The sequence below is a fragment of the Paenibacillus silagei genome (genome assembly GCF_017874735.1).
Classification (GTDB): Bacteria; Bacillota; Bacilli; order Paenibacillales; family Paenibacillaceae; genus Paenibacillus_AQ; species Paenibacillus_AQ silagei.
The window spans coordinates 155,308-174,370 of sequence record NZ_JAGGLV010000013.1; the positions used below are offsets into that span (position 1 = coordinate 155,308).

Genomic DNA, 19,063 nt, shown 5'->3' on the forward strand with positions numbered 1-19,063 from the left:
AGGCCGGGGCATGAATCAGAAGACCAAGGTCTCGGTGGTGATTCCGTTCTATAATTGTCCCTACGTGCATCTGGCGGTTGAGAGCGTGCTGGCCCAGAGCTACGCGGATATCGAGCTGATCGTGGTGGATGACGGTTCCACACTCCATACGGAGAAGCTTGAAGCCTATAAGAGCCGGATCGTGTATGTCCGCAAGACCAACGGAGGAACCGGCTCGGCGCTCAATAGGGGAATTGAGGTGGCAAACGGAGCTTATTTTGCCTGGTTAAGCGCGGACGATCTGTTCCATCCCGATAAAATCAGACGGCAAATAGAAGTCATCCGCAGCTCGGGAACCTCCTTCAATCATACGGCTTACTACTATATTAATGAGCACGGGCAACGGTTTCAGGACATCGTCCGGATGCCGGCCTGCAGCAGGCCGGCCCTCATTCAGACCATGATGTCCAGCTGTCCGGTTAACGGCAGCACGGTGCTGTTTGATATGGAGATCCTCTCCAGGGTGGGAGGATTTAATGAGAGCCTCCTGTATACACAGGATTATGATATGTGGCTGCGGATTCTTCCGCATTATGAGTGGTCTTATATAGAAGAGCCGCTGCTGGATTACCGTGTGCATAATGAGATGGGCTCGGTCCTGCACAGCGAGGCGCAGAACCGGGAGATTGCAAGGGTGCAGTTCATGCACAGGGGCAAGCTAACGCAGCTGCTGAGAAAGGAGACAAGGAATTGAGACTGACCTTCCCGGTTCTGACCTTATCCAGAGGCGGCGCGCAGCGGATGATAACTGAGCTGGCTAACCGTCTGGCTGAAATTGGCCATGAGGTCGTTGTTCTTTTGCCCAGCCATGGCTTTGTTGAATATGAGATGAAATGTCCGATTATCACTGCGCCCGCTCCGGTGCTTACCGAAGATGATTTTCCCTATGGGGATGTAATTATCTCCAATTATTATACAACCGTTCCGGTTGCCGAGCGGGCCAGCCGGCAGGGCAAAGGGCTGCATATCCGGCTGGCCTTATGCTATGAGCCGAATTTCTTGCCGGATAATAACCAGTCGTTCGCTTCCTACAGCATTACCCGCAACCTGCTTCTGCTGTCCCGCTGGCAGCAGGAGGTCATACGGATCAATCACGGCATTAAGGGCAGAATTGTTCCGGTCGGCGTTGCTCCGGATTTCAAGAATACGCATTTACGCGACAACGCAGACTGGCCGCTGATCGTCTCGGCCATCATGCGGCGTCCGGAGGGCGGATTCTCCGGCCACCGGGAACAGGAATACCTGATTCAGCAGCTCGATATGGTCAAGCGGCTTCATCCAGAGGTGGAGATCTATATCATAACTCCCCCTGCTGAATATGCCGCTTCTGATAGTCTGCAGGCCTTGCTTAACACCGGGCGTTATCAGCTTCGGACACCCGGCAATGACAACGAGCTGGCTTATCATTACAATGAGACAGATATTTTTGTCAGCGCAAGTACTAATGATGCCGGTTCGTTGCCGGGGCTGGAGGCGATGCGCTGCGGTGCCGCACTGGTTACCGTATATTCAGGGGGGAATCTTGAATACTGCGCACACGGGCAGAACTGTCTGATGTCATACCGTCATGAGAACCGTCTTGCTGCGGATATAGTGACGCTGATTGAGGACCGAGAGCTTCGACAGCGTCTGGCCGCCAGGGGAGAGCAGGATTCACTGCAGTTTACCTGGGAGAGAAGCGTGCAGATTTTCCAGGCCGAGTTGTTCGAGATGGTGTCCAGACAAGGCGTGTGATGCCTCCAGGCAGAACGCCCAACACAGAGAAACCTTCAACCCCCGGCTGGCGCTGGGGATTGAAGGTTTCTTTTGGCCTGCAGATAGGATATATGAAGCTTGCTTGCAATAGTTAGAAGATAGAGAAGGAGTTCATCATCTCGCGGAAGGAATGTGCGTATTGATCGAATCCGAAATGCGTAACCATATGCTGACGGCCCTGATAGCAGATGGCTTCACGCAGCGCAGTGTTATTCATCAGCTCAAGTCCTTCGTTCACGGCAGCCTCCACATTGCCAAGCGGATAGAATTTGCCGGTAATATTATGGGTGATGAAGGATCTGACTCCGTCGGAATCCGTACTGAGTACCGGACAGGAGCAGCAGACAGCCTCAGCTACAGCATATCCGAAGCCTTCTGTGACTGAGCTGGACAGCAGGAAGCCTCCTGAAGCGGCAATCGATGAATAATAGACAGGCATCATCTGGTTAGGCATGTTCGTGAACACATTCAGCCGGTCATTCAGGCCAAGGGCATGCAGCTCTTCATTGAATGCCGCCTTCTGGTCATCTGAGGCCAAGCTCGGATCATGGAACATCCAGAGATGAAGGTTAGGCCTCTGTTTGCGGATATGATAGGCAATCTTCAGGTACTCGCTCCAGTTCTTGTTGGGCTCCAGCCGCCCTACCCAGGCGATAACAGGATCAACGGGCGCTTCGGCTGGGATATAGCGGAATCCTTGTACATCCACGAGGTTCGGAATAACATAGCGCTGTAGCCAGGGGCAGATCTCGATAAACAGCTCCAGTAAATGATCGGTGGGGGGAATCAGTACGGCATTGCAGAAGGCTTGGAGATAAGGCACGGACTCTATAATCACGTTACGTGCTTCGCTTCGTGTTCCCAGACCCTGGGACTCGTAGATCAGGATGCCGCCATACCCCAGCCGGCGCAGGCGTTCGAGCAGCAGATAATCGGAGGTTACGATAATGGCGTCATAATGATGGGTATTCAGTACCGTTCTGATCTCTTCATCCTGGTTCGTGACAAATACCGGGAAGCTTACACTATTGTGGGTGCCGGACCCCGGCATGAGATAGAGCACATGGCATTCGATGCCGTTCTTCTGAAGGCTCTCACACCGCAGTCTGTTCAGGGTCTCAACCCCGCCGCTCGGTACATAAAACGTAAATAGAATTCTCAAGCTTACCCCTCCTGATCTGGACTCTCGCGGAGAAACACAGTCTGCTGTTATATAAGATACGCCGGAGTTCTCTTACATGTGACTGTGGAGGCGGCTCTGCCAAATCCTTTCTGGATAACCGGACAGCGGAGGAGCCATGCTAAGGGTTGTCACACTACACTACATTATTCTGTGATGGGGGATGAAGGAATGTTGCGATCAAAATTAGGCTTGTCCGTGTCTGCAGCCTTGCTGCTCGGCACCATAAGTATGACCGGCTGCGGTGCCGGCCATTCGGCAGATAGCGGCAATATGCAGACGAAAAGTGTACGGGGGACAGACGGGCGAATCCACGTGAACTCCGCACGGGACATGAACCGTGACGATGACTTCGGCAGCATGGAGATGAGCAAGGAATTGGCTGACCGTGTTGCGGCGATGCGGGAAGTCCGTTCGGCTAACGTTATTATGGTTGGCAGAAGCGCTTATGTCGCTGTAATGCTGGAGGATGCTTCGGGCAAGGTCCACACCCGGAGTACCACCCGTGAGAAAGCTACCGGAAGAGGAACTGCTGCGGGGGTGCCGGGAATGACGGGAACAGGCGGCTCCATGGCCGGCATTCCGGGAAGTCTGACAGGCACTGGAACCATTGGCGGTACAGGTATGGCAGCTCCCGAAGATTATCCGGGGAACGGCAATAACGGGCTGATGTCCAGAAGCAGTATGGGGGAGGATAAAGACATACTTCCCGGGGAGATCAAGAACAAAATCGCCGCAGAGGTTAAAAAAGGCAACACATACGTCAGCAATGTCTATGTCTCGGCGAACCCGGATTTCGTGGAACGGGCCGATTATTATGCCCGGGAATTCCGTGCCGGACATCCGCTCAGAGGCTTCGCGAATGAATTCCGCATCATGGCGGAACGGATTTTCCCTGCGCGCAGCGGACAGTAAGCAGGCGCTACAGCATAGTGCCTTGAATGAAGATAGTATTCCAGAGGGATATGAGGCTTATTCAAATGACGGCACAGCAGGGCAAAAGTGAATGACGACAGGCGCAAACAATGCAGCCCTCTCACCCGGAAAGCCGGGTAAGAGGGCTGCATTGTTTGCGTTTATATGAATACGAAGCTGTGTCTTATCCGGATCAGGCCTCCAGCTTGCGTCCGCCGATCCATACACAGCGCAGGTTCAGGTCTTGATCCAGCTGCAGAATATCGCCGCGCTTCCCTGCCTCAAGCGTTCCGATAGACCGCTGCATGCCGAGCGACAGCGCCGGATTAAGGCTGGCAGCCTGTGAGGCTTCCAGCAGGCTGAGACCAACCTCCTGAACCAGATAACGGAACCCGCTAATCATCGTCAGTGTGCTGCCGGCCAGCGCTTCGGGGTGCTCCTTCAGCGTGGCTATGCCGTCCTTGACGATCACAGGCAGATCACCGATGGCATATTCTCCGTCGCTGAGTCCGGTTGCTGACATGGCATCTGTGATCAGCAGCAGATTATGATTGTTTTTGAGCCGGGTAATGAGGCTGATGGCTGCCGGATGAACATGGATACCGTCGGCAATCACCTCAGCTCTGATCCGGGGATCAAACAGGACGGCACCGGCCGTTCCCGGCTTGCGGTGATGCAGCGGTGTCATGGCATTGAACATGTGCACCGCATGGTTCAGCCCGGCATCTGCAGCGGTAATCACCTGCTCGAATGTGGCATCTGTGTGGCCGAGCGCAGCCGTAATGCCATGCTTGCGCAGCCACTGGATAGCTTCCAGGGCAGCTTCACGCTCAGGAGCCAGGGTGACCTGACGGATCATTCCCGGATACTTGTCCTCCCATTCCTCCAGCCATTCTATATTAGCCGGAACAATGTGCTCAGGATTCTGCGCTCCTGGCCATCTCACGCTGATGAACGGCCCCTCCAGATGTACACCCGCCAGCCTTGCATAAGGCATGCCGCCTTCACGGGAACGATAAGCATCCACCTCAGCTAACACCTGATCGATGTCTGCCTTGGCAGCCGTCATGGTTGTAGCAAGCATAGAGGTCGTCCCGTGTGAGGCATGGAACCGTGTGATATCGTCAAGCGCATCTGCATCGCTGTACATGAAGTCATGTCCGGCTCCGCCGTGCACATGCACATCGACGAATCCGGGGATCAGCAGACCTTGCGGCTCCCGGGTGACTGTCTGCCAGCTCTCATAGGCTGCGGGCAGCCAGGAGGCTTCCCCGGCATATTGAATCAAGCCGTCCGCTACGGCAATTACACCCTGCTCGGTGATTCCGTCAGGAGTCAGCACCTTGCCGTACAACAATTCTCCGTGCGCACCGTTTATTTCAGCCATTTCGCGGCTCCTTCATCCAGCAGGACGACCACATTTGGGTGGCTCTGCAGCAGCGAGGCGGGACACTGGGTAGTGATTGGGCCCTCCAGCGCATTTTTAACCGCTTCCGCCTTCTCTTCCCCGCGGACAAGCAGTACAATCTGCTTCGCCTTAAGAATTCCGCCGATGCCCATTGTTACCGCCTGACGCGGCACATCCTCTACACGCTCGAAGAAGCGGGCGTTGGCTTCCAGGGTCTCTTCCAGCAGATCGACCACATGTGTTCCGCTGCTCAGGCTGGCATCCGGCTCGTTGAAGCCGATATGGCCATTGCTGCCGATGCCGAGGATCTGCAGATCCACCGGACCGTTATCCTCCAGCAGCTTGTCATACGCACGGCATTCAGCCTCCAGATCCGGGGCATTCCCGTTAGGGACATGGGTGCGGGCCAGATCGATATCAATGTGATTGAACAGATGCTCATTCATGAAGCTCCGGTAGCTCTGTGGATGATCCACAGGCAGTCCGACATATTCGTCCAGATTGTAGGATGATGCCTTGGCGAAGCTGACATTGCCCTTGCGGTGCATCTCCACCAGCTTCTCGTATACCCCGACAGGGGAGCTTCCGGTAGCCAGTCCCAGAACGGCTCTGGGATTGCTCTGCAGCAGACTGGCGATCAGGTTAGCTCCTGTGGCTGCGAAATCTTCTTCATGCTGAAATTTCAAAATGTTCATTAGATTTGACCTCCCCGTTTATGACGGTAATGTTGGACGTTCAGATAAGATTGCTCCAGCTTGGGGATGAAATCTCCAAACCGGGTACTGACCATGCCGGTGAAAAGAATATCGATAATGTGCAGCTGTGCGATCCGTGAGGCCATATCACCGCGCCGCATGCCCTGCTCAAGAGACGAGGAGAACAGCGGAATATCAGCGAGTGTAGCGAGAGTACTGCTTCCGTATGAGGTTAACGACACCGTGGCTGCGCCGCTTGCGGCCGCACAGGTTAAGGCATCCACCGTCTCCGGGGTCTCTCCTGAATAAGAGACTGCGAAGGCTACATCGCCGGAAGAGAGTGAGGAAGCGGAAGTAATCTGCATATGGGAATCGGCAAAAGCGGTACAGTTCACACCGATACGGATCAGCTTCTGATAGAAATCCTGGGCTACGATGGATGAGGTTGCCATCCCGTACAGATCAACCCGCTGCGCCCGGCACAGCAGATCAATGACCTGCTGCAGCCGGCTCAGATCCAGCAGCGAGGTGGTATCCCGGATCGAGGCCAGGTGGTTGGCCTGCATGGCCTCTACAATGAATTGCAGCGGATTGCCGGCCACGATGTCCTGATAAGAGGAACTGCCGGTCTCCGGCGAGCCATCGCTATGCGCCAGCTCAGCCGCCAGCTTGAGCTTGAAATCGGGATACCCCTTGAAGTGCAGCGCTTTGCAGAACCGCGTAATCGTCGCTGTGCTGATGCCGCATTCCTCCGCCAGCTCGGTGATGCCCATATGGACAATCTCCCCGGGCGAGGCCAGAATACGCTCAGCCAGCTTGCGTTCCATTTGCGACAGCTTGGGCTTGTCATGCTCCAGAGCATGCAGAATGGGAGACAAGCGTTCACCTTCTTTTCTATAGATTCAGATTCATGTAGCTTTCTCTACTAATAAGATGTACATGTAGAATGAATACTTAATCTGGCCGAATGCACCGCTTTCTGAAATTATTTTACACAATACATATGTTTATTAAGAAAATTATTTTCATACTCAGGATAAAACAAATTGCGGAAGGTTGCAATAGGCAGTTTGGTTTAAGGCTGATCTGGGGCTGAATTAAGGGGGAGGGAGGTGGATTTTGGATAAAGTATGTATATAATTGCGGCCCAAATGTATGTGGAAAACAACATACATTGTGCTAACGCGTAGGCACATGGGCCAAATGCGAATGTATGTGGAAAACAGCATACATTGTGCTGACGCGTAGGCACATAGGCCAAATGTATGTCGAAAACAACATACATTGTGCTGACGCGTAGACACATGGGCCAAATGTATGTGGAAAACAACATACATTGTGCTGACGCGCAGGCACATGGGCCAAATGTATGTGGAAAACAACATACATTGTGCTGACGCGCAGGTAATCCTATATGGTCCTTTTCTGCACTTGCACGCTCAGCGATTAGTGTTTGACACGGCATTCAACTTCTGTTGATTCTTTAATCTGAACTTGTAAATATTCCTTACAAGTTCGGATTAGGGCAGAGATACAAAAAGCTGCAATCTGCGTGTTTGAAGGCACACGCACAGATTGCAGCTTTTATATTATTAGTATGTTTATTTAGTGATCCCGTTGGCAGCCTTTGTCTTGTTGACTCTACGTCTGCTGCGCAGCAGCTCCCAGAGGATGAAGACGAGGACAAGCAGCTGCGGGATGGTGGTCTCCCAGGTCGGATACATGCCAAGCCAGCCGATGGAAGGCAGACTGTGGCCGTTATGGGCGGGCAGCTTGCCGGCGATCTGCAAGGCGTGAAGGCTCTCCCCGAGGAAGCGGAACACCAGATAGTAGATCAGCACTGTAGCAGCGCGGAAGAAGGCGGCAACCGGCAATCTGGCGCTCAGTGCAATCATGGCATAGCCGAGGATAATCAGGATCACAAGGGCACTGCCAATCCCGAGCAGCAGTTGAGAGGTATCAATGGCCGGTGCCATTCCTGCGTAGAAAATCGTAGTCTCGGCCCCTTCGCGCAAAATGGCCAGCGCAGCGATGAAGAACAGGTACCACAGATTGCCTTTGGCCAGAGCGCCCTGCATCTGGCGGTCCACATATTTATTCCAGGCTGCCGTGCTGGATTTCCCATGCAGCCAGCGGCCGACGGTGAGCATCATGACCACAGCGACGAGGCCGGTGATGCCTTCGATCAGCTCGCGTGCGCCGCCGGAGGCGGCTTGGGAGAGGGAATAGGTCAGCAATACGGCGAGGCCGATGCTTGCAGCCAGACCTGCCGCTGCGCCGGACCAGACCCAGCGGCGGGCCGCCGGTACTGCTTCACGGCGCAGATAGGCAAGCAGGGCGGCGAGTACAAGAATCGCCTCCAGCCCCTCGCGCAGCAGAATGAGTGCCGCATCCCATGCGGTATAAGTCTGTTCCCCGGCCAGCGGCGTCAGCTCAGAGAGCATTGTGTCCATAAGCGATAGCGCTTGGTCCAGCTTCGGAGGGCTGGAGAGCAGATAACCGGTGACGGCGGTGCTCGTGTTCTCGATGCTGGCATAGACCTTGGGTGAGGCCAGCTGGACCTGGCCTTCGGCCGAAGGCCAGGCAGCGATGAACTGTTCCATTATATCTGCAGCTGCTGCGCTGTCGCTGGCCTGGGCAGAGGCGGAAGCTTGCTTCAGATAGCTGATCAGCCCTTCAATGGAAGCCGGCTCCGCTGGCGCGCCACCGGTATCGACGGCTTTGCCTTCGCTGTAGCCGGACAGCAGCGTCACCAGCGCTTCCGCTTCCGCCTGCGCGGCCTCTCCGCGGACCGGCTCTGCCTGCAGCGCAATGCGCAGCAGGCTCATCTTCGTCTCCAGCAAGCCGTAGACGGCGGGATTGTCCGCCCGGATGCCTCGTTCCACTGGCGTCCAGCCGTTCACCACGGCGCGGTAGGCTTCCGCCGCCGCGGCCCAGTCGGCGCTGCGCGCCGCATCCCGCGTGCGCTCTGCCGCGGGCAGCAGCTTCGCCGCCGCTGCGCGTCCGGCGGCGCCCGTGTCACCGCCGCCTTCGCCTGCGGCGGCGGTGACGAACGCGTCCACGCTGCGGGCGAGCGTGGACAGGGCCGCCTTGGCGGGCGCTCCGCCGCCGCCCGCCAAGGCTTCCGCCGCGGCGGCCAGCGCGGCGTCCACCTCAGCAGCCGGACCGGCGAGTGCCGGGTCCGGCTTGCTCCCGTTCGCGCTGCGCCACAGCGCCGCGAACGATTCAACATCGGCCGCCGCCGCCTCCCAGCGGCTCTGGCCGGCCTCGACCAGCGCGCTGCCTACAGGCGGCAGCAGCTCATCCAGCGGCGCGCCTGACGCAGAAGCCGGCGCGCCGGGGAGCAGCACAAGCAGGCAGAGGAGCAGCAGCGCTGCCCTGATCGGCCGCCATGGACTCTGTGTAACCGTGATCATCATCGGGATCATTCCCTTCAAGTTTAGCGAGGAGGGGTCACTTGCAACGGACTCAGCTGCGCTTATTTTAGTAATATTAACGTTTCTGCAAGTTAAACGGACTCAGTGGAGCTTATGTACAAATAATTGGGAGGAAAACGCCCGCTGTAGCGGAAATAAGCGCCGTGCAGTCCGTTGGAGTAGCTGAATATGCTCGAAAAGAGAAAATAAAGGCCTCTCAGTCCATAACGATCAGCTACCTGTCCGTCCTCTCCGGTCCCCGAATCGCCGCAGCTCCGGTCCCCGAATCGCCGCAGCTCCGGTCCCCGAATCGCCGCAGCTCCGGTCCCCGAATCGCCGTTGCGCTTTCGGCCTCGCAATCCCCATAGCTCCTGCTTCCTCAGCGTCACCGGTCACAGCCTAGGCATTTCATCCCTCGAGCAGCAGCTCCCCGATATATCCGCCTTCCCGTACACCCGGGAAGCAGGCGAAGACGGCGCTGCCGGTGTGAACCATGTATTCATTCAGCCGGTCATTCTTCGCAAGGCGCTGCTGGATGCTGACGAACTGCTTCATCAGATCCTTTTGGAAGCTGATGAACACCAGACCGGCATCAAGCTGTCCGGTCTTGAGATCCATGCCGCTGGAATAGGAGTAGGAGCGGCGCAGAATCTTGACCGAGCCGTCCCCATGAGCGAGGGCGGAATGGGAATCCGGCGGAATGACGGGCTTGCCGCTGGCATCGGCTGCTGCCAGATTCAGCTCGGCGAATTCATCTCCGGCTCCAATCGGTGCACCGCTCTGCCGGTGCCGCCCGAAGGTGGCTTCCTGATCGCTCAGCGAGGAGCGGTCCCAGACCTCAATACGGAACCGTACGCGGCGCACCGCAAGATAGGTGCCCCCGTTCATCCAGGCCGGGCCATCGGCGCTGCCGCTCCAGACGATATTTCGCATCTGCGTCTCATCGGTGACGTCCGGATTCCCCGTGCCGTCCTTGAAGCCAAGCAGATTACGCGGGGTGCCGCCTGACGGATCGGCGCTGCCGCTGCGCTGGAAGCCTTCCTGGGTCCAGCGCAGCACCGCCGTACCCCTGGCGATACGGGCGAGATTGCGGATGGCATGGAACGCCACCTGCATATCGTCCGCGCAGGCCTGCACACAGAGATCGCCGCCGCACCACTGCGGCTCCAGGCTGTCTCCTGGGAATGCCGGGAGCTCGGTGAAGGAGGCGGGCCGTTTGCCGGAGAGGCCGAAGCGGCTGTCGAACAGGGCCGGACCTGCCCCGAAGGTAAGCGTGCACCCCGAAGGGGTGAGGCCGTCCGCCTCGCCGGTGTCAGTAGGCGGGAGATTGGGCTTGTCGTTCGCCGTGCCGATCATCGTACCCGAGGTCAGGGCAGCAGCGGCGGCAGTCCAGTCCTCCAGCAGTTTTTTCAGATCACTGACCTTGGTAGTCGTCACATCAAATGAAGCGAAGCACAGAAAATTCTGCGCAGGGGTAAGAATCCCCGCCTGATGCTTGCCGTAGAAGGGGATCGTATCCGCCTGCTCTTCATTCTGCCCGGAGGCTGCAGCGGCCGGGACTGCCCTTCCCGCTGCCTGGCGTGCCGCCATAATACCGCCCACACCGCCTCCGCCGAGCAGCAGCCCCAGACCCGAGGCACCGGTCAGCCGCAGCATATCGCGGCGGCTGAATTTGGTGTTGAACAGTTTGGTCTCCGGCACAGGAATCCCGTGATCCGCGTCAGCCTTATTCCGGGAATTCTTATCTTTCTTGTTCATATCGTCACACTCCCAGAATCGTTCCCATGTTGGATAGCGGCTCAGCCAAGGCGTCGAGGTTCTGGCTTAACCTGCGGACCTCCTCCGGTTTGAGCGTTTCGTAAGAGACGTAACCCTCCCCCGATTTGAACGGCGCCAGCTCATTCGTTAAGGCGGTGAACCGCTCGCCGATGGTTTGCTCAAGGGCCGGGTCTTTTTTGGCCAGCTCCGGCTTCAGCAGCTCATAGATCTTCTGGGCCCCCTCCACATTCGCCACAAAATCATACAAATCCGTATGGGAATAACGCTCCTCTTCCCCCGTTACTTTGGAGGAGGAGACCTCATTCAGCAGCTCAACAGCCCCAGTAACGAGCAGATTGGCATCGATTCCGGCCGTCTCCACCTTGGCGCGCAGCAGCTGCGCATCCTTCAGCAGGCGGTCCGCGACATCCGTCATGCCCTCCGTTGTATTGTTCTGCCAGAGAGCCTGTTCAATCTTATGGAAGCCGCGCCAGTCCGCAGCATCTACATCATTCTCACGGGCATCAATGTTCGGGTCCAGATCCCCAAGCGCTTCAGCGATCGGCTCGATCCGCTCATAATGCATGCGTGCCGGAGCATACAGCGTCTTGGCTTCATCCAGCTTGCCCGCCTTGACAGCATCCGTGAAGCCCTCGGTCTGCTTAACGAACGCATCGCATTGTTCAATGACGTATTTGCGGTATTCGTCGATGGCAGTGGTGAAATCTGCATTCGTCTCACCTCCGGCCTTCGCTACACTTTCTGTCCCGCTGCCTGCCTGGGCTGCAGCATTATTCCCGGAGTTGTTACCACTGTTGCCGTTGTTGCCATCGTTATTACTGTTGTCCTTGCCCGCACAGCCGGCAAACAGGAGGGAAGCCGCAAGCAAACCTGCGGGTACTGCATAGCCTATTTTCATCTGTATGGATACCCCTTTTCATTTATGAAAATGATAATCGTTATCAATGATGGACTTATCATAAATCTCCCCCTATTGGCTGTCAATAAAAATGTGATAATTATCATATTCATAATGATCCGCACAAATAAAATGCAAAAATACGCCTCCCGGCAGACGGAAGACGCAGTTCGTATATATAAATTTCCGGCTGATCGGATTCTACACCGTGGACCGCTCAATAATCCGGTAGTCCAGCTTGCGGTAGACCGGCTCGGGGCGCTCCGAGTGAATCTGCTCATGGATAATGCGGAAGGCGGCGGCCCCCATCTCATACAGGTGGTTGTCCATGGTGGTAATCTGAAGCAGCCGTCCAATCGGCTGGTTATCGAAGCCCATAACTGCGAGGTCCCCAGGGATGCTGAGGCCGGCTCTGCGCGCTTCAATAATCAGCCCGGCGGCGACATGGTCTCCCGTAATAATCATGGCTTCCGGCCGCTGTGGCATCTTCAGCAGGGACTGTGCAGCGGCTGCGCCGTCTTCCTCCGTTGTACAGTCATAGATCATCCATTCCTCTTCAAAAGCCAGCTTATGCTCAGCAATGAATTCGCGGTAAGCAGCCTGCCGGATCACGGCACTGCTGCCGTTACTCCTTCCTTCGCAATAACCGATGGAGCGGTACCCTTTGCCGGTCAAGTACTCCAGCCCCTCCCGAAAAGCCGCATAATGCTCAATATAGACAGAAGAATAGCGCCGCTCTCCGCTGTCCTGGCAGGTGACGACCGGACCGTAGGCCGTGTACTCCTCGATGATGTCCGGTTTCAGCGCAGTAGATACAATAACAACACCGTCAATCTCTTTATGGCGCAGCATCTCCAGCACTTTGATTTCTTCTTCCTCCAGGTAATTGCTCTGGCACAGAATCAGCCGGTATTGCGAGAGCAGCGCCTCGTGGGCAAGGCCATTCATAATAATCGAAAAATAAAAAGCATGAATATACGGCAGAATCACCGCCACCGCACCGGTACGTCCGGTAATCAGATGAACGGCGTTCATATTGCGGGTATAGTTGAGCTGCTCAATCGTTTGCAATACAGCGGCTCTTTTGTCCTTGCTGACATACGGATGATTATTGAGCACCCGTGAGACGGTCGTTACAGACACTCCGGCCATCCGGGCGATTTCTTTAATATTAGCCACGTTCGTCTGCGCCTCCTGTGTGAGACTGGTATGTCATTATTCTAACATAGAAATGAACAGCTTTTCGGCCGATAAAAAGCTTGCTATGGAATCCATTTCATACTTTACACTGGGGGTGCAACAAGCCTTACCGGAGAAACCGGCGTGACCGCAAGGGCGTGACGGACCGGTAACGTTAGCTGGTTTCACGCTGCGGGCAGGAAGGATGTTCAGCAATATTTTTTTTTCCTGAGCAACCCTTTAGCAGCGTGGTTTCTATAGACATTGCCCGACGGATGCCGCCTTAATGACTAAGGAGCAGCAGCCGTTTTTTGTGTGCATTTCGGATCAGAAGTACCGGGTTTGTCCATACTCCGCGTCTGCCCCCGCCCAAATTAATGCTGTGACAGCACCATTAATCGCCCCCCCACATAGTATGGTTTGACTGTATCCCTTTACCTTGTTATACCAAACAAACCCAGGGCAAGGAGGGGTGACACCATTGAAAGGCAACGAACATCATAGCAAATTTTTGCTGACGCATCGTGAACGCGAAGTATTCGAGCTTCTTGTGCAGGACAAAACTACACGGGATATTGCCGGACTGTTATTCATCAGCGAAAAAACCGTCCGCAACCACATCTCAAACGTAATGCAAAAATTAAACGTAAAAGGCCGTTCGCAAGCGGTTGTCGAGCTGATCAAGCTTGGGGAGCTGAAAATATAGCTGCCATGCTTCAGAGGTGATGCGTTTAAGCCTTCTCTTATCCTTCGGGATGAGGGGAGGTTTTTTGTTGTTGTGTGTCAACTCTCAATTCGATTTCAAACTATGATAAAATGAATTCATTAGAACCACTTTTTATCGATGCCTACCCGGGAGGTGTGAAAGAATGAAATGGCAGCAAGTAAGAGAATTGTTTCCTGACCAATTTGTTTTGCTTTCCATTCTTGACTATCGTGAGGAAGATGATAAGAAAATTATAACGGAAGTAGCTCCTGTTCGTGCAGTATCTGAGAAGAACGCCAACCAGGAATTTTTCAGCGCCGAACCTGGAAATCTTGTCTATCACACTGCCAATGAGGAGTGCGTTATTCATCTGCGCAGAGACCCATTGATGAGAGTGAGGCGGCGATCATGAAGATAGCTTATGATGGACAACTTCTGACAACAGATATTTCCGTATGCTATCAAGGGAGAACGCTGCAAATGAAAGATATCATTATTGATACGGGTTCATCGCATACTGTGTTCAGTCCTGATGTACTCGAAGAGATAGGTGGTACGTATGAAAACGGAGACCCCGTCCCGGCGATCCAACCTCCCGAAATATTAAGTCAAGTCCGGCTGCATTTTATGGATTGACGGATAAGGGAATTGGTTGTAAAATCTGTGTAAAGTATAAACCTTTAAACTTTAGGGAAGGTTTTGATACTTTTAATAAATGCAAAGCTGACGCACAATGTCCGATTTTTCAGTCAGGCTGTAAGTTATGGCGTGCTGAGTAAATCTTTTTTATTTCTTTGAAAGTTAAATCGTTTAAACTTTTAAGTGTGGAGGCATAGATACTTAGATGAATATTCATGATGTAGCCAAGAAGTCAGGGCTCTCTGTAGTGACCGTATCCAGAGTACTTAACAATTCCCCCTCTGTACGTGAAGGCAACCGCCAGAAAGTGCTGAGAGCGATAGAGGAATTAAATTATCAGCCTAATTCAGCAGCACGGAGCCTTGTGCGCGGCAAGACCGGAGTCATCGGGATGTCGATTACCAACTTTAATGACTCTTTCTATGACCGTGTGATCCGCGTGGTGAACCGGAAGCTGGCAGAGCAGGGGTACTTTCTGGCCCTGTCCATAGCCGAGAACGATGATGATGGGGTGAACTTCCTGTTCCAGAAGGACCGCGTGGACGGGATTATCCTGCTGTCTCCGCTGGAGGAGAAGGAATATGTGGAGGAGCTGAAGCGAAAGAACATCCCGGTTGTCCTGCTGGATAACCAGTTCGAGCATGAGGATGTTCCGAGTGTCGTCGTCGATAACTATCAGGGCGGGTATGAAGCAACAAGACACCTGATTAGTCTTGGACACACCCAGATCGCCTATATCGGCGGCCCTTCGGAGTTCCTGAGTGTAACGGAGCGCAAACGGGGTTATGTCCAGGCGCTGGATGAAGCGGGACTAACGCCCTTTGGCACGGAATATTGCGGCTTTACGGTAAGCAGCGGTTATGAGGTGGCGAAGAGATGGGTCCGCGAGGATAAGCTGCCGACAGCCATTTTTTCGGGAGACGACTTTATTGCCCTCGGGGTTGTTCAAGCCCTGCGTGAGGAGGGGATTCTGGTGCCTCAGGATATCTCCGTGGTCGGCTTTGATGATCAGCAGTTCGTCGGTGAATTCTACCCGCGGCTCACAACGGTCAGACAGCCAGAGGCGCAGATGGGCAATATCGGCGTTGACTTACTGCTGAAGCTGATCAATGGGGAGGTGATGCCCCCTGCGGTAACGAAGCTTGCTCCTCAGCTTCTCATCCGTGAATCTACCGCTTCTGTTCGATTAACTTGAAATTTAGGAGTGAATGATCTGTGAAGTATTTTTTGGGAGTGGATGCAGGGGGCAGTAAGACCTACGCAATGATTGCAGATGAACAGGGGAAGCTTCTCGGTGCAGGCAAGGGCGGGAACGGGAATCATCAGCTGAACCGTGAGCAGGCGGAGAATAGCTTGCAGCAGGCCGTATCGGGAGCAATGTTGGACTCAGGGCTGACCAAGGATCAGGTGGATTACTCCTGGTTCGGTCTGGCGGGAGCGGACAGAGAGGCTGATTTTAGAATTTTACGGCCGATCATCAGCCGACTCGGCCTTCCCCGGACAGAGATTTCCTGCGATACCTGGAATGCCTTGCGTTCAGGTACAGAGAAGAATTACGGGATCGTGCTGATTTGCGGATCCGGCGTGAACTGCAGCGGTAAGAATCCGGCGGGTGCTACCTATCAATGCGGCGGATTCGGCTACCGGTTCGGGGATTTCGGCGGCGGCTATGACTTAAGTATGGAGGTCTTCCGCAGCGTCCTCAGGGCGGATGACGGAAGAGAACAGAAGACGGTCCTAAGCGAACGCTTAACTCAGTTGCTGGGCTATTCCAGTGTCCCGCAGCTAAGAGAGGATTACCTCGATCATTTCAGAGACCTGCCTCCCCAAATTGCGGAGCTGCTGTTTCAGGCGGCAGAGGAAGGGGATCCGGTGGCTACCGGGCTGCTGGTCAAGCAAGGGGATGAGCTGGGTCTGGCGGCTGCCTCGGCTGTCCGCCGGTTGGCCATGGAGGAGGAATCCTTCGACATCGTGCTTGCAGGCAGCCTGCTGACCAAGGGAGACCGCCCGGGTATCATCCGCCAGGCCATTGAACGAAGAGTGAAGCAGGCGGCGCCGAACGGCACATTAAGGATTTTAACCCGGGAGCCGGTTGTAGGGTCGGTCGTTCTGGCAATGGAAAGTAGCGGGTTGCATGTGAATGAGGAGGTTCTTGATCATCTATCACAGGGTAAGGAGGAGCAATTATCATGGGGGAAACCTTGAAGCTGGTTGTTATCGGAGCGGGGTCGTCGTATACGCCTGAATTAATTGAGGGGGTCATCCTGCACCACCAGGAGCTTCCTGTCCGCGAAATATGGCTGGTGGATATTGAAGAAGGAAGAGAGAAGTTACATACGATTACGGAACTGAGCAAGCGCATGATTGCTGAATCCGGACTGCCGATTACCGTTGCAGAGACGCTTGATCGCCGGGAGGCCATTGCCGGAGCGGACTTCGTCTGCACGCAAATCCGGGTAGGGATGCTGGAAGCACGCAAGTGGGACGAATTGATTCCGCTTCGATACGGTGTCATCGGTCAGGAGACGACGGGTCCCGGAGGCATGATGAAGGGCCTGCGGACCATCCCGGTCATTCTGGATATTTGCAGGGATATCGAGGAGCTGGCACCGGATGCCTGGCTGCTGAATTTTACGAATCCGGCCGGGATGGTGACTGAAGCAGTTCACAAATATTCATCGGTTAGAAGCGTAGGCCTATGCAACTCGCCAATCGGGTTTCAAAAGTGGCTCTCCGGGTTCTTCGGACTTCCCATAGAGAAGATCTATGCGGAGTTTGTCGGCATCAACCATCTGCACTGGGTATCCGATGTCGTGATTGACGGGAAGAGCAAGCTGCAGGAGCTTATTGATTACCCCGAGAGCTATAAGGCAAGCAATGTGCCGTTTGATTCCTGGGACCACCGGTTTCTGAACAGTCTGAAAGCTATCCCTTCCTATTACTTGAGCTATTACTATATGACTGATGCGATGCTGGCGGAACAGAAGGAAGCCGCAGCAACGGCCGGATCACGCGCTGAAGTCGTGAAGAAGGTGGAGGAGGAGCTGTTTGAGCTGTACCGGAACGTTGAGCTGAAGGAGAAGCCGGGGCAGCTGGAACAGCGCGGCGGAGCCTATTACTCGGAGGCGGCAGTGCTGCTGATGCGTTCCATTCATAATGATTCGCGCGATATCCAGACGCTGAATGTAAGGAATAACGGAATCATTGATTTCCTGCCGGACGATGCTTCGATTGAGGTGAATTGTATAGTCACCAAGCAGGGTCCGCTGCCGATTCCGCTGCGCAGGGTTCCCCAATCCGTCAGAGGTCTGCTGGCTGCCGTCAAGCAATACGAGAGCCTTACCATTGAGGCGGCTGTACACGGAGACCGGGATGTGGCCCTGCAGGCGATGGTTCATCATCCGCTCATGCCTTCGGTTACCGTAGCGGAACAACTGCTGGATGAAATGCTGGAGAAGAACAAACCGTTTTTGCCGTTATTTCAATAGAATCGTCCAGAGGAGGTCAAGCGGATGAATACGGCCGGGAAACCGAGCAGGTGGAAGAAGTTTAACAGTCAATTGGATTTGCAGTCTATGGTTTGGCCGGGAATTATCTTTGTATTCATTTTCAGTTACATTCCGATGTATGGCGTGGTTATGGCGTTCCAGCAATACGATATTTTCGGCGGTATGATGAATAGCCCCTGGGTGGGATGGATGCAATTCAGAATGTTCTTCGAGGCGCCGGAGTTCTGGAATGTGATGCGCAACACCCTTGTGATTAGCCTGTTAAAATTGATTATCTCTTTTCCTGCCCCGATACTGCTTGCCCTGATGCTGAATGAAGTCGGGCATATGGGCTTCAAACGTGTGATCCAGACCGTCAGCTACCTACCTTATTTCCTGTCCTGGGTTATTGTATCCGGTTTCGTATTTTCGCTGTTGTCCGTTGATAACGGAACGGTGAACTATCTGCTGGAACGGTTCAATCTGGTCCAGGAGCCGGTTAACTTCCTTGCCGTACCGAAATACTTCTGGTCTATTCTGGTAAGTGTAAATGTCTGGAAGGAGGTCGGATTCGGAAGTATTGTCTATCTGGCGGCGATTGCCGGCATTGATCCGACCCTGTATGAGGCTGCATCTATAGACGGAGCAAGCCGCTTTAAGCAAATTCACCTGATTACACTCCCCAGCATTACCCCGATTATCGTCATCTTTATGATTCTTGCCATCGGCGGTCTGCTCAGTGCAGGCTTCGAGGATATTCTGCTGCTTGCAACCAATCCAATCCTCAGGCCCTACTCCGATGTGATCGACACCTATGTGTACCGCGTCGGGATATTAAATGCCAGATTCTCTTATGCGACAGCGGTAGGACTGTTCAAAGCGGTAATCAGTGTCCTTCTGCTGGTGACAGCCAACAAAATCGCCCGCCGGGCAGATGTAAGTCTCTGGTAGATACCACAACAATGC

The 19,063-nt window shown here is 54.5% G+C and carries 19 protein-coding genes; 10 read left to right on the forward strand and 9 right to left on the reverse strand.

Features of this window, described 5'->3' with window-relative positions:
• Window positions 1–10 precede the first annotated feature (10 nt).
• Together J2Z70_RS19580 and J2Z70_RS19585 are read left to right on the forward strand one after the other, a co-directional pair.
• Entirely contained in the window at window positions 11–733 is a 723-nt protein-coding gene (locus J2Z70_RS19580; RefSeq protein WP_209876015.1) for a glycosyltransferase family 2 protein, read from the forward strand.
• Complete coding sequence (locus J2Z70_RS19585; protein WP_209876017.1) at window positions 730–1,773, forward strand: glycosyltransferase family 4 protein; 1,044 nt, start codon at window positions 730–732, stop codon at window positions 1,771–1,773. The genes J2Z70_RS19580 and J2Z70_RS19585 overlap by 4 nt, the downstream gene beginning before the upstream one ends.
• 112 nt (window positions 1,774–1,885) lie before the next feature.
• On the opposite strand, the gene J2Z70_RS19590 is transcribed toward J2Z70_RS19585, so the two are convergent.
• Entirely contained in the window at window positions 1,886–2,956 is a 1,071-nt protein-coding gene (locus J2Z70_RS19590) for a glycosyltransferase family 4 protein (RefSeq protein WP_209876019.1), read from the reverse strand.
• A gap of 216 nt (window positions 2,957–3,172) precedes the next feature.
• Here J2Z70_RS19590 and J2Z70_RS19595 point away from each other — a divergent pair, with 216 nt between their 5' ends.
• Window positions 3,173–3,889 (forward strand): YhcN/YlaJ family sporulation lipoprotein, encoded by a 717-nt coding sequence (locus tag J2Z70_RS19595; RefSeq protein ID WP_209876021.1) that lies wholly within the window; start codon window positions 3,173–3,175, stop codon window positions 3,887–3,889.
• Between the two features lie 193 nt (window positions 3,890–4,082).
• On the opposite strand, the gene nagA is transcribed toward J2Z70_RS19595, so the two are convergent.
• The 8 genes from nagA to J2Z70_RS19635 form a co-directional block, all read right to left on the reverse strand.
• Window positions 4,083–5,276 carry an N-acetylglucosamine-6-phosphate deacetylase gene (nagA, locus tag J2Z70_RS19600; RefSeq protein WP_209876029.1) on the reverse strand — a complete coding sequence of 398 codons (1,194 nt, stop codon included), beginning with the start codon at window positions 5,274–5,276 and terminating at the stop codon, window positions 4,083–4,085.
• Window positions 5,264–5,992: a glucosamine-6-phosphate deaminase gene (gene nagB / locus J2Z70_RS19605; RefSeq protein ID WP_209876031.1), complete on the reverse strand. Its 729-nt coding sequence runs from the start codon at window positions 5,990–5,992 to the stop codon at window positions 5,264–5,266. Before nagB ends, nagA begins: the two co-directional genes overlap by 13 nt.
• Entirely contained in the window at window positions 5,992–6,870 is an 879-nt protein-coding gene (locus J2Z70_RS19610; RefSeq protein ID WP_209876033.1) for a MurR/RpiR family transcriptional regulator, read from the reverse strand. Before J2Z70_RS19610 ends, nagB begins: the two co-directional genes overlap by 1 nt.
• A 723-nt stretch (window positions 6,871–7,593) precedes the next feature.
• Entirely contained in the window at window positions 7,594–9,420 is a 1,827-nt protein-coding gene (locus J2Z70_RS19615; RefSeq protein WP_209876106.1) for an FTR1 family iron permease, read from the reverse strand.
• An 80-nt stretch (window positions 9,421–9,500) separates the two neighbouring features.
• A complete protein-coding gene (locus J2Z70_RS19620; RefSeq protein ID WP_209876035.1) occupies window positions 9,501–9,767 on the reverse strand; it encodes a hypothetical protein in 267 nt (88 codons plus the stop codon).
• 49 nt (window positions 9,768–9,816) lie between these two features.
• A complete protein-coding gene (efeB, locus tag J2Z70_RS19625) occupies window positions 9,817–11,166 on the reverse strand; it encodes an iron uptake transporter deferrochelatase/peroxidase subunit (RefSeq protein WP_209876037.1) in 1,350 nt (449 codons plus the stop codon).
• Window positions 11,167–11,170: 4 nt separating this feature from the next.
• Window positions 11,171–12,085 carry an iron uptake system protein EfeO gene (gene efeO, locus J2Z70_RS19630; RefSeq protein WP_209876039.1) on the reverse strand — a complete coding sequence of 305 codons (915 nt, stop codon included), beginning with the start codon at window positions 12,083–12,085 and terminating at the stop codon, window positions 11,171–11,173.
• Between the two features lie 201 nt (window positions 12,086–12,286).
• Entirely contained in the window at window positions 12,287–13,264 is a 978-nt protein-coding gene (locus J2Z70_RS19635; protein WP_209876041.1) for a LacI family DNA-binding transcriptional regulator, read from the reverse strand.
• A gap of 481 nt (window positions 13,265–13,745) precedes the next feature.
• Here J2Z70_RS19635 and J2Z70_RS19640 point away from each other — a divergent pair, with 481 nt between their 5' ends.
• The 7 genes from J2Z70_RS19640 to J2Z70_RS19670 all read left to right on the forward strand — a co-directional run bounded on the left by J2Z70_RS19640 (window position 13,746) and on the right by J2Z70_RS19670 (window position 19,048).
• Window positions 13,746–13,970 carry a helix-turn-helix domain-containing protein gene (locus tag J2Z70_RS19640; RefSeq protein ID WP_019908812.1) on the forward strand — a complete coding sequence of 75 codons (225 nt, stop codon included), beginning with the start codon at window positions 13,746–13,748 and terminating at the stop codon, window positions 13,968–13,970.
• Between the two features lie 163 nt (window positions 13,971–14,133).
• On the forward strand, window positions 14,134–14,382 hold the full coding sequence (locus J2Z70_RS19645) for a hypothetical protein (protein WP_036723516.1): 249 nt from the start codon (window positions 14,134–14,136) through the stop codon (window positions 14,380–14,382).
• Window positions 14,379–14,606, forward strand: a complete 228-nt coding sequence (locus tag J2Z70_RS19650; RefSeq protein WP_209876043.1) for a pepsin/retropepsin-like aspartic protease family protein — start codon at window positions 14,379–14,381, stop codon at window positions 14,604–14,606. The genes J2Z70_RS19645 and J2Z70_RS19650 overlap by 4 nt, the downstream gene beginning before the upstream one ends.
• A gap of 208 nt (window positions 14,607–14,814) precedes the next feature.
• Complete coding sequence (locus J2Z70_RS19655; RefSeq protein WP_036723514.1) at window positions 14,815–15,804, forward strand: LacI family DNA-binding transcriptional regulator; 990 nt, start codon at window positions 14,815–14,817, stop codon at window positions 15,802–15,804.
• A gap of 20 nt (window positions 15,805–15,824) precedes the next feature.
• Window positions 15,825–16,814 carry an N-acetylglucosamine kinase gene (locus J2Z70_RS19660; protein ID WP_209876045.1) on the forward strand — a complete coding sequence of 330 codons (990 nt, stop codon included), beginning with the start codon at window positions 15,825–15,827 and terminating at the stop codon, window positions 16,812–16,814.
• Entirely contained in the window at window positions 16,799–18,097 is a 1,299-nt protein-coding gene (locus J2Z70_RS19665; protein ID WP_209876047.1) for a 6-phospho-beta-glucosidase, read from the forward strand. The genes J2Z70_RS19660 and J2Z70_RS19665 overlap by 16 nt, the downstream gene beginning before the upstream one ends.
• 24 nt (window positions 18,098–18,121) lie before the next feature.
• A complete protein-coding gene (locus tag J2Z70_RS19670) occupies window positions 18,122–19,048 on the forward strand; it encodes an ABC transporter permease (protein WP_209876049.1) in 927 nt (308 codons plus the stop codon).
• Window positions 19,049–19,063 lie beyond the last annotated feature (15 nt).